The sequence below is a fragment of the Aeromicrobium duanguangcaii genome (assembly GCF_024508295.1).
Lineage (GTDB): Bacteria > Actinomycetota > Actinomycetes > Propionibacteriales > Nocardioidaceae > Aeromicrobium > Aeromicrobium duanguangcaii.
The window spans coordinates 286,960-298,840 of sequence record NZ_CP101990.1 but is presented as its reverse complement, the minus strand read 5'-3'; the positions used below and the strand labels follow the sequence as shown (position 1 = coordinate 298,840).

The following is an 11,881-nucleotide window of genomic DNA, read 5'->3' as shown; positions in this document are numbered from 1 at the left end:
CGTAGGTGCCCTCGGGCGGCCCCCTCCCCTTCCCCCAGCCCGACTCCATGCCTTCCTCCCTGCTCCGCCGCGCCCTCGTGACGCTCGCCCTGACCAGCACCGTCCTGGTCGCCCCCGCCACCGCCGCCGAGGCCGCCCCCGCGAAGCCCGCGAAGGTCACCAAGGTCTCCGCGAAGACCACGACGACGACCCTGACGATCCGCTGGAAGCGGCCGAAGCGCGCGAAGTCGTTCTCGGTGTGCGTCAAGACCGCGCCGAAGTCGAAGCGGTGCGTGCGCAACGTCCGCACCCGCAAGACCTCCGTGACCTTCCGCAAGCTGAAGCCCAACTCCGGGCACGATTTCTACTACCGGGTGCGCTCGTACCGCGGCAAGAAGTACTCCGCCGCGACCAACTGGAAGCGCGCGAACCTGCGCGTCGGCAAGGGAACGGCGAACAGCGTCGTCGGCGGCAGCGGCGATCGGCTGGCCTACCGCTGGTCGCGCAGCACCAGCGCGACGACCTACCAGCTGCAGCTGGCGACCGACCGGCGCTTCACCACCGGCGTCCACACGGTGGGCCGCAAGAACCCGGCCGCCACCGTCACCGGACTCAACGGCGGCATGACCTACTACGCCCGGGCCCGCGGCGTGAACGGCACCGTGAAGGGAGCCTGGGGTCCGGTCTCGAAGACCCGGCTCGCGCCGAAGCCCGTGCGCGCCACGGTAGCCACCTACAACCTGTGCGGTGAGGACAAGTGCCGCTCCGCCGACAGCCCCGCGTGGTTCCTGCGGTACGTCCCGAAGTGGTCCGTGCGCAAGCCGCTCGCCGCCGCCGTCGTGCGGTCGGCCGACCCCGACATCATCGTGACCCAGGAGTCGGCGACGAAGACGGCGTTCCACACCGCACTGCCCGGATTCACCCGCGGCGCGTACAAGAGCGCCAAGACGATCTACTTCCGGTCCTCGCGCTTCTCCGCGCTCGACGGCGGCTGGATGACCCTGGACTCCGAGACCAAGCGATACGCGACGTGGAACCTGCTGCGCGACCGCCAGGCCGGCACCGCGTTCATCGTCGTCGACGCCCACCTCGAGCCGCAGAAGGGTAAGGCCCGTGACGATCGTCGCCGGAAGCAGACCGCCCGCCTCATCTCGAGGATCTCGGCGCTGAACCCCCACGGCCTGCCCGTGGTCTGGGGCGGCGACTGGAACTCCAACGCGTCGAACGCCAACCAGTCCAACTACCCGGGCGGGTACGACGCCCCCCGCCGCGAGTTCGAGCGCCACGGCGTGGTCGACGCGCTGACCCTCACGACCAACACGATCAACGCCGAGCTCAACAGCGCCAACGCGGGCGTCCCGACGCCCAAGGCGAACGGTCACCACGTCGACGGGATCTACGTCCCGCTCAAGGGAGTCCAGGTGGAGTCGTGGCTCATGCCGGCGAACTTCGTCGAGACGCCCGAGGGCCGCCAGTACGCCACTCCGTTCCCGTCGGACCACAATCCCGTCGTGACGAAACTGGTGCTCGCGACCCCGTAGGATGCGGGCATGCCCGGTCTTTTGCGCTCCTCGTGCCTGGTCGGCGTGGGGATCGCACTGATCGGCGGGGCCGCCCTGATGGCCAGCACCACGGACTCCCAGGGGCACGGCCCGGTGGCCCGGATGGTCGGGATCGAGCGCCCCTACCTCAAGGTGCTGTCCGTCGATGTCGCCCCGAGCGAGGTCTCCCTGGCCTGGTCGGGCAACGCGAGCCAGTACCGCGTCCTGCTGGGCGACGACCTCGCCAAGCCCGCGCGCACGATCGTCACGACCGAGCCGATGGCCAGGCTGCGCGTCCCGCAGGCGGCCGACCCCAGGGGTCGCGTCAACTACCGCGTCGAGTCGGTCCAGGACGGCGCCACCGAGCTCGCGGTCGAGGGCACCGTGACCCTGCTGCCCGAGGTGCCGCCCCGGCCCAAGGTCAAGCGGACCGCCCCCGAGGGCGCCGTCGTGAAGTGGAAGCCGGCCGACTACGCCACGACCTACGACGTGGCGGTCTCGACGTCGAAGAAAGAACTGCCGAAGAAGGTCAAGCGACTGACCCAGGGCGGCACGGCGTTCGCCACGGACTCGCTGAAGCCCGAGCGCACGTACTGGGTCCGCGTCCGCGCGGTGGGCGACGCCGGAGTCAGCCGGTTCAGCCCTCCGATCAAGGTCACCACTCCCCCGGCCGGCTCCGAGTTCTCGATCGGGTCGTGGAACATCTGCTCCGAGGCCTGCTCGGGCTTCGGCGGCCGCGTCGGCGGCCAGGCCGCCCAGGTGCACGCGTCCGGCGTCGACATCCTGGCCCTGCAGGAGGCCGGGGGCGAGCGCGTCGGCCCCACCACGCGTGCGGCGTTCAGCGGCGGTCCGAAGAACCTGGTCCCGGCGCAGGGCGGCGGCAACTCGCGCTACCTGTTCTACTCGCCGGAGAAGTTCACCCAGCTCGACGGCGGACGCTGGTCGCTGGGGCACGGCCGGTGGGCGACGTGGGCCCGGCTCGAGGACAAGCTGACCGAGCGGCCGTTCATCGTCGTGAGCGTGCACCTGCTGAGCGGCCACAAGAAGAACGGCGAGCGGGCGTCCGAGATGCGCAGCCTGATGGGTGCCCTCGCCGGCATCAACACGCAGGACGATCCGGTGGTGCTGGCCGGCGACTTCAACTCCGGCACGCATCGCAGCGGCGACACCGTCGGGCCGATCGTGCGGTCGTCGGGGTACAGCGACACCGTCGAGGTCGCCGACGAGACGCAGAACGCCCAGGTCAACACCGGCAGCCGCCGCGGCGACCAGGCGATCATGTCCCACGACCACGTCGACCACATCTACGCGTCGAGCGACTGGAAGGTCCCCGCCTGGCGCCAGTGGGCCAATCTCTCAGGCACCACCTACGTCGGCACGTGGCTCTCGGACCACAACATGATCGCGGCCACGGTCGTCCTCGAGCGCGACGAGAAGGACGCCGTCACGGCCCCCAGCGAGGTCGTCAAGGTGCCGGCGAAGGCCCGCAAGGACGTCGCGCCCGGCACCGTCTCCTGACTCGTCGTCGCCTCCCTCCTGCGGGAAGGATGTGACGCACGTGACAAACACGCATTAGGGTCGAGACCATGCGTCTTCGCCTGCTGGCCTGTGCCCTGATCGCCGTGCTCACCGCGGCCACCCTGGGCACCCCTGCGGTCGCGGCGCCCAAGAAGCCCGGCAAGGTCGGTCTGGTGTCGGTCACCGCCACCGCGACCTACACGTCCGCCGGCAAGAAGTACGCCCGGATCTCCGTGTCGTGGCCCCGCGCCTCGCGGGCCACCCGCTACCAGGTGTTCGTCGGCAACTCCAAGGCCCACGTCGCGAAGCAGAAGAAGCCCCGCACGACGGTCCGCTCGCCGAAGGCGACGATCAAGAAGCTCAAGCGCAACAAGGTCTACTGGGTCCAGGTCCGGGCGCTCAACGGCAAGCGCGCCGGCAGCCGCTCGGCGCGGATCGCCCGCATGACGCCAGCCGCCTCGGCCAGCCTCAACACATCGCGACACCCCGCCTACCGCCTGATGAGCTACAACGTCTGCTCGAACGCCTGCAGCCGCTGGAGCACCCGGATGCCGCTGGTCGTCCGCGAGGTGCAGCGCCTCAAGCCCGACGTGCTGGCGCTCCAGGAGGCCAGCCGATGGCGCGGGGCCGTGATCCCCGGGTACACCGAGACGCTCGGCGGCAAGGACAACCGGATCTTCTACCGCACCGCGGCCTTCGACCAGGTCGAGCAGACGCTGGGCCCCGAGCAGCAGTCCACCGAGTGCCCCCTGGCGCTCGACGAGGACAACAAGCTCGTCCTCGGCGACGACGGCAAGCCCGTGCGCGCCGACCCGTGCGTCCTGCCGGTGGACGGCATCGCCGACCCGCCGGGCAAGCAGGCCCCGTGGGCCGCGCTGCGACACCGGGCCAGCGGCCAGACGGTCGTGTTCGTGGCCGTCCACCTCCAGGTCGACGACAAGCGGTCGATGGCCGGCTACCGCGCCACCCAGGCCACCGACATCTTCTCCGCGCTGGGAGCGCAGCTCGCGTGGTGGGGCCGGAACGTTCGCAGCATGCCGGTCGTCGTGCTCGGCGACTTCAACACGAACCGCAGCCGGGCCGGAAACAACCGGCTCGAGAGCGTCATGCACGCCAACGGCTTCTACGACGCGTACGAGCAGGCCCGCTCCCTGAGCCGCCAGCACTTCAACACGGCGAACCCGCGGTGGCTGACCAAGCCCGTCGTGGGCGTGACGTGGGGCGACCACGTCGACAAGGTCTGGGTCCGCCCCGGCCGCAGCCGCGTCGTCTCCTGGGCGAACGCCGGACGGATGTCCGGCGGCCGCTTCGTCGCCCCACTGCCGTCAGACCACCATCCGCTGCTGGTGCGCGCGCAGGTGTCCTGAGGCCGCGCGGTTTACCACGGTCCCGTGGTAAACCAGCGCCTCCCCAGGGAAGTTTCCCTGGGGAGGCGACAAAGTCCCATGGGACCGTGGTAAACCGTCAGTCCTTCTTGTGCCGGGGCTTCTTCGCGCCGGCCGAGTCGTGCTCGGGCTTGCCCTTGGAGTACGACCCCGAGCCCTTCGAGTAGGTCTTGCCGGCCGGCTTGGAGTAGCTCTTCTTGCGCTCGCCGCCGGGACGACCCGAGTCGGGCGCGATGTCGATCTTCTTGCCCGAGATCCGCGTGTTGGCCAGCAGGTCGAACACCTCATCCGGCAGGTCGGCCGGGAGCTCGACGAGCGTGTGTTCGACACCGATGGTGATCTTGCCGAAGTCCGAGCGCTTCAGTCCGCCCTCGTTCGCGAGCGCGCCGACGACCATCGACGGCCGGATCTTGTGGCGCTTGCCCACGGCGAGCCGGTAGGTCGCCATGCCGTCGGAAGACGGGCGCTCGGTGCGCTCACGCTTCTCGCGCGGCTCCCGCGGCTCGCGCTTCTCCTGCGGCGGGTCGGGGCGCAGGAAGAACGCCTTGTCGTCCTGGCTCATGACGGCCAGCGCGGCGGCGATGTCGGTCATGTCGACGTCATGCTGCTGCGCGTACTGCTCGACGAGGCCCTTGTAGACCTCGAACTCCGGGTCGCCCATCGCCGTGGTGATCGAGGCGGCGAACCGGTCGGCGCGCTTGGCGTTGACCTCGTCGGGGGTCGGCACGGCCATCTGCTCGACCGGCCGACCCGAGACTCGCTCGAGGGACTTGAGCATGCCGCGCTCGCGCGGGGTGACGAACACGATCGCATCGCCCGAACGACCGGCGCGGCCGGTCCGGCCGATGCGGTGCACGTACGCCTCGGGGTCGTGCGGGATGTCGTAGTTGACCACGTGGGTGATCCGGTCGACGTCGAGTCCGCGGGCTGCCACGTCGGTGGCGACGACGATGTCGACGACACCGCTCTTGAGCTGGCCGACGGTGCGCTCACGCTGGGCCTGGGCGAGGTCGCCGTTGAGTGCCGCCACGGTGTAGCCGCGGCTGCGCAGCTTCTCGGCGAGCTCCTCGGTGGCCGACTTCGTGCGGACGAAGATCAGCATGGCGTCGCCCTGCTCGACCTCGAGCACGCGCGTCAGGGCGTCGAGCTTGTTGTGGTGCGAGACCGGCATCCAGCGCTGGCGCACGTTCGTCGTGCTGCGCGTGGCCTGCGGGGTCGAGATGTCCTGCGGGTCGTGCAAGTACTTCTTCGCGAGTCGGCGGATGCCCGGGGGCATCGTGGCCGAGAACAGCGCGACCTGCTTGTACTCCGGGGTGTCGGCCAAGATCCGCTCGACGTCCTCGGCGAAGCCCATGTTGAGCATCTCGTCGGCCTCGTCCAGGACGAGCATCTCGAGGGCCGAGAGGTCGAGCGAGCCGCGCTCGAGGTGGTCGATCACGCGACCGGGGGTGCCGACGACGACCTGGGCGCCGCGCTTGAGCCCGGACAGCTGGGCGCCGTAGCTCTGGCCGCCGTAGACCGGCAGGACCTTCAGTCCGGTGCCGGAGGAGTAGCTCTGGATGGCCTCGCTGACCTGCAGGGCCAGCTCGCGGGTGGGCGCCAGCACGAGGGCCTGGGTGTGCGAGGAGCGCGGGTCCAGGCGCTGGACCATGGGCAGCGCGAACGCGGCGGTCTTGCCGGTGCCGGTCTGGGCCAGCCCGACCACGTCACCGCCCTGGAGCAGGGCGGGGATCGCCTGGGCCTGGATGGGGCTGGGCGTCTCGTAGCCGAGGGCGCGCACGACCTGGACGAGGGATTCGTCCAGGCCGAGGTCGTCGAACGAGGGGATTTCGGAGGGGGCTTCGGTCATCACATGTTCAATCCGGCCCGCACGTGCAGGCCTGCGTCGGGGTCGACGATCGGCTCCTGCGCGGCGGCTACGCCGTCGGCCAGGAGCGTCGCATCGACCGGGGTGTTGCGCTTGAGAAGAGCCAGGCCGATCGGCCCGAGCTCGTGGTGCCGGGCGGCGCTGCCGACCTGTCCGACGACCTTGTCGCCGAGCAGGACGTCCGCGCCGTGCGGGGGCAGGTGGTCGACGGAGCCGTCGAGGTGCAGCAGGGTCAGCCGGCGCGGGGGACGGCCGAGGTTGTGCACCCGGGCGACCGTCTCCTGTCCGCGGTAGCAGCCCTTGTCGAGGTGTACGGCGGACCCGAGCAGGCCCACCTCGTTGGGAATCGTGCGCTCGTCGGTGTCCAGTCCGAACCGGGGGCGGCCCGCGGCGATGCGCAGCGCCTCCCAGGCGTAGACGCCGACGGGGGTGCCCGCGACGGCGTCGAGGTCCTCGACGAACTCGGTGGCGAGGCCACCGGCGTAGCGGCCGACGACGAACCGGCCGTCGACGGCGGCGACCTCGACGCGGGACATGAAGCGCATCCGGTCGAGGAAGTCGATGAGTGCGGCGCCGGCGCCGGGCTCGGTGTGGGCCCAGAACGTCTCGCCGTCGTCGAGGCCGCTGAAGTCGTGCTCGATACGGCCCTGCGGCGAGAGCAGCAGGACGTCGGTCCAGCGGCCGACGGCCAGGCCCTCGAGGTACTGCGTCGTCAGCGAGTGCAGCCAGGTGAGGCGGTCCGGGCCGGTGATGCGCAGGACGTCACGGTGCGAGAGGTCGACGAAGCCGTCGCCGGACAGCAGGGTGCGCTGCTCGGCGGCGAAGGACGACCCGTAGTGCGCCGCGACGCCGGCGTCGTGCCCTTCGGCCTCGACGGCGCCCGGTCGGCTCAGCAGCGGGCTAGACACGCTCGAGCTTCCCCCACAGGTGCGACTGCATGGGCTGGCCCTCGGCGGCCATGTCGTAGGCGTACATCAGCGCGCCCTCGACCAGCCCGTACATGCGCTGACCTGCGGTGTACTCCTTCGCGCTCACCGTGCGGGCGACGACGTCGGTCGCCAGCGTGATGCGGGCCCCATCGGTCTCGCCGTACCAGATCTCGGCGTAGCCGGTGGGGTGCGCGAGCACGAGCTCGACCTTGCCCTCGCCGGACGGACGCAGGAAACCGGTCTCGAGCGCGCCGGGGCGCACCCGCTCGCCCTCGTCGTCGGTGATCCAGGCGCGGCTGAAGTAGTGCAGGAACGGCCGTCCGTCGTGCGCGAAGACCACGTCCTGCTCGTAGCTGAAGGCGTCGATCGTCGGGTAGTCGCCGCGGCCGTTGCCGTGCCACGTCCCGAGGAGCCACGCCACCGGCATCAGATCAGGGTGGAGGTCACTGGGGATCTGGAAGGCCATGGGTTCCATGCTATCGGCCGGTCACGAAGTCGCCGATACGCTCCTGCCATGCGTGCGGTGGTGCAACGGGTCAGCCGGGCCGAGGTCCGGGTCGAGGACGAGGTCGTGGGCCGGTTGGACGGCCCCGGACTGGTCGTCCTGCTGGGTGTGACGCATGAGGACTCCCCCGACGACGCCGACCGTCTCGCGGCCAAGATCGTGCGGCTGCGGATCATGGCCGGCGAGCAGTCGGTCGACGAGATCGGCGGCGGCGTCCTGGCGATCAGCCAGTTCACGCTGTACGCCGACACCCGCAAGGGCCGACGACCCTCCTGGGGAGCAGCCGCCCCCGGGCCCGTCGCCGAGCCGCTCTACGAGCGGTTCTGCGCCGCCGTCGAGGCCGGCGGGGTTCCGGTGGAGCGTGGCGTGTTCGGGGCCGACATGGCCGTCGAGCTGGTCAACGACGGCCCCGTGACGATCGTGCTGGATTCCTGAAGGGATCTCTCAGCATGGCCCGTCATACTGGGGAGGTTGTCGACGACGAGGAGAGACGAGGAGAACAGTGGTGAGTGACGCACCCGAGGCGGTCCGGAAACCCGGATCGCGTGCGTCGAACCGTCGCTCGTTCCGCCAGCGCCACCCTGCCATCGTCTGGTCCGTCGTGCTGATCGTGCTGCTGCCGCTGGTCGGCGGCGCCGCCTATGCCTGGAACCTCAAGCGCAAGCTGGACGACGTCGAGACCGTCAAGCTCAACCCGAAGAGCGCCCCGGACCCCGACGAGGGCCGGGCCCTCAACGTCCTGCTGCTCGGCTCGGACAAGGGCGAGCCCAAGAAGGGCCAGCCCAAGAACACGACGATCGCCGAGGACGCCGCCTCCGGCGACTGGCCCGTCGGCAAGTACCGCAGCGACACCCTGATGATCGTCCACATCCCGGCTGACCGGAAGAAGGTCTACCTGGTCTCGCTGCCGCGCGACTCGTTCGTCCCGATCTACGACACCGAGGGCAAGACGACCCACTCCGAGAAGCTGAACGCCGCTTTCTCCATGGGCGGCCCGGTCGCCACGATCAACACGGTCGAGAAGCTCACGGGCCTGAAGATGGACCACCTCGCGATCATCGACTGGGCGGGCTTCAAGGATCTCTCGTCCGCCGTCGGCGGTGTCGAGGTCACGATCCCTCGCTCGTTCTACGACCCGCAGCAGAAGATCCAGTGGAACGCGGGCAAGCAGACGCTCGAGGGCAAGAAGGCGCTCGACTACGTGCGCACGCGCTACGGACTGGCCGGCGGTGACTTCGACCGCATCAAGCGCCAGCAGAACTTCATGCGCGCGCTGATGGGCAAGATGCTCAGCTCGGGCGTGACGACCAACCCGAACAAGCTGACCAAGACGGTGTCGGCGCTGACCGACAACCTCACGGTCGACGAGGGCTGGTCCGGCACGGCGATGGCCAAGCTGGCCCTGTCGCTGCGCGGCATCACCACCGACGACGTCACCTTCATGACCGCGCCGGTCCAGGGCACCCAGACCGATCCCACCTACGGCAGCGTCGTGATCCTGCAGCCGGACAAGCTGGCCGAGCTGTTCACGGCGCTGGGCGACGACCGCATGGGCCGCTACCTCAAGAAGTACCCCGACGACGTCCTGCCAGACGCCGAAGACGTCTCCTGAGCCTCAGCGGGCGCGGCGGTTCCACTCGATCGCCGGGCACGTGTCCATCACCATCGGCACGCCGGCGGCGATCGTCCGCTCGAACGCGGCCTCGTCGATGACCCCGAGCTGGAACCACACGGCCTTCGCGCCGATCTCGACCGCCTGGTCGGCGAACGGGCCGGCCTGGTCCGGGCGGCGGAACACGTCGACGACGTCGATCGGGAACGGCACGTCGGCGAGACTCGCGTAGCCCTGCTCCCCCAGCACGACGGGAGCGTCGGGATGGATGGGGACGATGCGCTTGCCGCGGCGCTGCAGCAGCTCGGCGATCGAGTACGCGGTGCGCGAGGTGTTGGTCGACAACCCCACGATGGCCCACGTCTCGAGGTCGTCCAGCATCAGGGACACGGCTTCGGGATCCTGCCAGTCGGTCATGGCCCGAACGTATCCCGACGCGCCCGGATTCGCCGCCGGACGCCGTGGCTCCGGGCGTCCGTATCCTGAGTCCGTGACGACCGTCCTGACCTACGGAACCTTCGACCTGTTCCACATCGGCCATCTGCGCCTGCTGGAGCGTCTGTCCTCCATGGGGGACCGGCTGATCGTCGGCGTCTCCACCGACGAGTTCAACTCTGGCAAGGGCAAGAGCACCGTGGTGCCCTACGCCGATCGCGCCGAGATCGTCGGCGCGATCAAGGGCGTCGACCTCGTCCTGCCGGAGGAGTCGTGGGAGCAGAAGCGTCGTGACATCGTCGAGCACCAGGTCGACCTGTTCGTGATGGGCGACGACTGGGCGGGCAAGTTCGACGACCTGTCCGACCTGTGCCGGGTCGAGTACCTGCCGCGCACCAAGGGCATCTCGACCACGGGCCTCAAGGAGATGCTGCGGGTCCTGGACCCGGGCCACATCGAGGAGATGCAGGAGGCACTCGGCGTCCTCTCGCGGCTGCTCGACCACTACCGCGATCTCAGCTGACGCCGCGCCCTCCCGAGGGACGGCCGGGTTCGTCGTCGACAGGACGTAGCCGCCCATCGTGGTGATTTGCTCCGCTTCCTACCTTTCAAGCGGGTTGAAAGGTAGGACTAGGAGCAAATCTCGGGATGGGGGGCGGGTCAGATGCCGTAGCGGAACTCGACGGCCATCCAGCCGAAGATCCCGAAGCCCAGCGCGCACCACAGGACCCCCGCCCCGGCCAGCAGGGCGCCCCGACGCACGCGGCCCGGACGGTCGGACGCTGCCCACTGCACGCCGCGCACGACGAACGGCAGCAGCAGGAACAGGACGGGCATCAGCAGCAGTCGCGGGCGGGCGTGCATGATCCCGTTCGAGCCCAGGACGCTCCCGGCGACCAGCACGGCCGTCAGCCAGACCGGCCACGGCAGCCATCCCCGCAGGAGCGGCCACAACGACGCCACGCACAGGACGACCGCGAAGACGATCACCCAGGTGGACAGGACGTAGGCGACGGCGTCGTGGTCGCCCGTCTCGCGGAGGACCGGGTGCTCACGGACCCAGGCCAGCGTCCCCGCGCCGAAGTCGAACTCGGAGTTCCATCCGCGCTTCTGCGCGGCGAAGTACCCGCCGATGTCGGCGACCTGGCGGTTCGCCCAGGCCAGGTAGGCGCCGATGCCGAGGCTCCCGACAGCCGGGGCGGCCACGGCCGCGAAGGGGAAGTCGATCCGCCGCCGGGACCACTTCCACAGCTCGACGACGGCCACGGCGCACAGCGTCAGCAGCAGGGCGATGACGGTGAGCCGGGTCAGCCCGGCGAACAGCGTCAGCACGCCGGCAGCGAGGAAGCGCCGCCGCAGCACCATCACCAGCGCCCACACCACGAGCGCGCTGAACAACGCCTCGGAATAGGGCATCCAGTAGATGAAGGCCATCGGCGCGCCGAAGGCCAGGACGCAGACCGCGACCGCCAGCGCCACCCGGGCCCGGACAGACAGGTCCTGCTGCGTCGGCCGACCCGGCGCCGTGCGCCGGCGCTGCCAGATGTCGACGGCCAGCTGGGCGATGCCCCAGGCGAACACCAGCGAGGCCACCGCGGACACCACGAGCGCCCCGGCGAAGGTCGCGTGCTCGCCGCCGAGGACGGCCCACGGCGCCGAGACGATCCTGACCAGGACCGGGTAGCCGGGGAAGAACGCCACGGACTGCCACTCCAACTCCTCGGGGTCCGGCGACACCGAGAACCCGAAGTAGCCGAGCTCGGCGATCTTGGTCATCCACCCCGCGTCCCACCGGATCATGACCTCGTGGAGGGTCTTGTCGCGGAACCCGGCCCAGGCGTCGAGCGCCACGACCTGGATCAGGCCCAGGGTCGCGGCCGTGACGACCGCCGCGAGCGGGACGGCGGCGAGTGACGACCCGCGGGCTCGCGGCGGGTCCGGCGGGGGTGGGGACTCGTGCGTGCCGTCAGCGAGCGCCAGCGCCATGGTCGTCCCCCTGCTCGTTCCGGAGCGCTACGCGGCACGCGTCCTCGGCGCCCGAGCGGCACGTCCGATGACGATACGACCGAACCTGCAGCGGCGGGAAGGGGATCGTCACCGTGGGTTGCGA

Annotated in this window: 11 protein-coding genes; 6 read left to right on the top strand and 5 right to left on the bottom strand. The window is 70.2% G+C overall.

All coding sequences use genetic code 11. The features are described from left to right. Window positions 1-47 precede the first annotated feature (47 nt). The 3 genes from NP095_RS01475 (at window position 48) to NP095_RS01465 (ending at window position 4,405) form a co-directional block, all read left to right on the top strand. A complete protein-coding gene (locus tag NP095_RS01475) occupies window positions 48-1,520 on the top strand; it encodes an exonuclease/endonuclease/phosphatase family protein (protein WP_232417863.1) in 1,473 nt (490 codons plus the stop codon). A 9-nt stretch (window positions 1,521-1,529) separates the two neighbouring features. Further along, the gene (locus NP095_RS01470; RefSeq protein WP_232417865.1) at window positions 1,530-3,038 is read left to right on the top strand and encodes an endonuclease/exonuclease/phosphatase family protein; all 1,509 of its coding nucleotides are present in this window, start codon (window positions 1,530-1,532) and stop codon (window positions 3,036-3,038) included. 68 nt (window positions 3,039-3,106) lie between these two features. Next, window positions 3,107-4,405 (top strand): endonuclease/exonuclease/phosphatase family protein, encoded by a 1,299-nt coding sequence (locus NP095_RS01465; RefSeq protein WP_232417867.1) that lies wholly within the window; start codon window positions 3,107-3,109, stop codon window positions 4,403-4,405. 97 nt (window positions 4,406-4,502) lie between these two features. Here NP095_RS01465 and NP095_RS01460 read toward each other — a convergent pair whose 3' ends face one another. Genes NP095_RS01460 through NP095_RS01450 form a run of 3 tightly spaced genes read right to left on the bottom strand, consistent with a single transcriptional unit; the run spans window position 4,503 to window position 7,685 of the window. Next, entirely contained in the window at window positions 4,503-6,272 is a 1,770-nt protein-coding gene (locus NP095_RS01460; protein WP_232417869.1) for a DEAD/DEAH box helicase, read from the bottom strand. Continuing rightward, window positions 6,272-7,198, bottom strand: coding sequence for a CAF17-like 4Fe-4S cluster assembly/insertion protein YgfZ (gene ygfZ, locus NP095_RS01455; protein ID WP_232417871.1), 927 nt, complete (start codon window positions 7,196-7,198; stop codon window positions 6,272-6,274). The genes NP095_RS01460 and ygfZ overlap by 1 nt, the downstream gene beginning before the upstream one ends. Then, the gene (locus tag NP095_RS01450; protein ID WP_232417873.1) at window positions 7,191-7,685 is read right to left on the bottom strand and encodes an FABP family protein; all 495 of its coding nucleotides are present in this window, start codon (window positions 7,683-7,685) and stop codon (window positions 7,191-7,193) included. Before NP095_RS01450 ends, ygfZ begins: the two co-directional genes overlap by 8 nt. A 48-nt stretch (window positions 7,686-7,733) precedes the next feature. Here NP095_RS01450 and dtd point away from each other — a divergent pair, with 48 nt between their 5' ends. Then, window positions 7,734-8,159 carry a D-aminoacyl-tRNA deacylase gene (gene dtd / locus NP095_RS01445; RefSeq protein ID WP_232417874.1) on the top strand — a complete coding sequence of 142 codons (426 nt, stop codon included), beginning with the start codon at window positions 7,734-7,736 and terminating at the stop codon, window positions 8,157-8,159. 70 nt (window positions 8,160-8,229) lie between these two features. Beyond that, on the top strand, window positions 8,230-9,336 hold the full coding sequence (locus tag NP095_RS01440; RefSeq protein WP_232417876.1) for an LCP family protein: 1,107 nt from the start codon (window positions 8,230-8,232) through the stop codon (window positions 9,334-9,336). Window positions 9,337-9,339: 3 nt separating this feature from the next. Here the strand turns inward: NP095_RS01440 and NP095_RS01435 are convergent, their stop codons facing one another. Continuing rightward, window positions 9,340-9,753, bottom strand: a complete 414-nt coding sequence (locus NP095_RS01435; RefSeq protein ID WP_232417879.1) for a CoA-binding protein — start codon at window positions 9,751-9,753, stop codon at window positions 9,340-9,342. Between the two features lie 73 nt (window positions 9,754-9,826). Between NP095_RS01435 and NP095_RS01430 the strand changes: the two genes are divergently transcribed. Then, entirely contained in the window at window positions 9,827-10,294 is a 468-nt protein-coding gene (locus NP095_RS01430; RefSeq protein ID WP_318532785.1) for an adenylyltransferase/cytidyltransferase family protein, read from the top strand. 137 nt (window positions 10,295-10,431) lie between these two features. Here the strand turns inward: NP095_RS01430 and NP095_RS01425 are convergent, their stop codons facing one another. Beyond that, the gene (locus tag NP095_RS01425; RefSeq protein WP_232417882.1) at window positions 10,432-11,757 is read right to left on the bottom strand and encodes a hypothetical protein; all 1,326 of its coding nucleotides are present in this window, start codon (window positions 11,755-11,757) and stop codon (window positions 10,432-10,434) included. Window positions 11,758-11,881: the final 124 nt, after the last annotated feature.

What these genes read in the sequence shown, in the direction of transcription:
- NP095_RS01475 (WP_232417863.1), top strand. Translation starts at nt 48, where the DNA reads ATGCCTTCCTCCCTGCTCCGCCGCGCCCTCGTGACGCTCGCCCTGACC.
- NP095_RS01470 (WP_232417865.1), top strand. Translation starts at nt 1,530, where the DNA reads ATGCCCGGTCTTTTGCGCTCCTCGTGCCTGGTCGGCGTGGGGATCGCA.
- NP095_RS01465 (WP_232417867.1), top strand. Translation starts at nt 3,107, where the DNA reads ATGCGTCTTCGCCTGCTGGCCTGTGCCCTGATCGCCGTGCTCACCGCG.
- NP095_RS01460 (WP_232417869.1), bottom strand. Translation starts at nt 6,272, where the DNA reads ATGACCGAAGCCCCCTCCGAAATCCCCTCGTTCGACGACCTCGGCCTG.
- NP095_RS01450 (WP_232417873.1), bottom strand. Translation starts at nt 7,685, where the DNA reads ATGGCCTTCCAGATCCCCAGTGACCTCCACCCTGATCTGATGCCGGTG.
- dtd (WP_232417874.1), top strand. Translation starts at nt 7,734, where the DNA reads ATGCGTGCGGTGGTGCAACGGGTCAGCCGGGCCGAGGTCCGGGTCGAG.
- NP095_RS01435 (WP_232417879.1), bottom strand. Translation starts at nt 9,753, where the DNA reads ATGACCGACTGGCAGGATCCCGAAGCCGTGTCCCTGATGCTGGACGAC.
- NP095_RS01425 (WP_232417882.1), bottom strand. Translation starts at nt 11,757, where the DNA reads ATGGCGCTGGCGCTCGCTGACGGCACGCACGAGTCCCCACCCCCGCCG.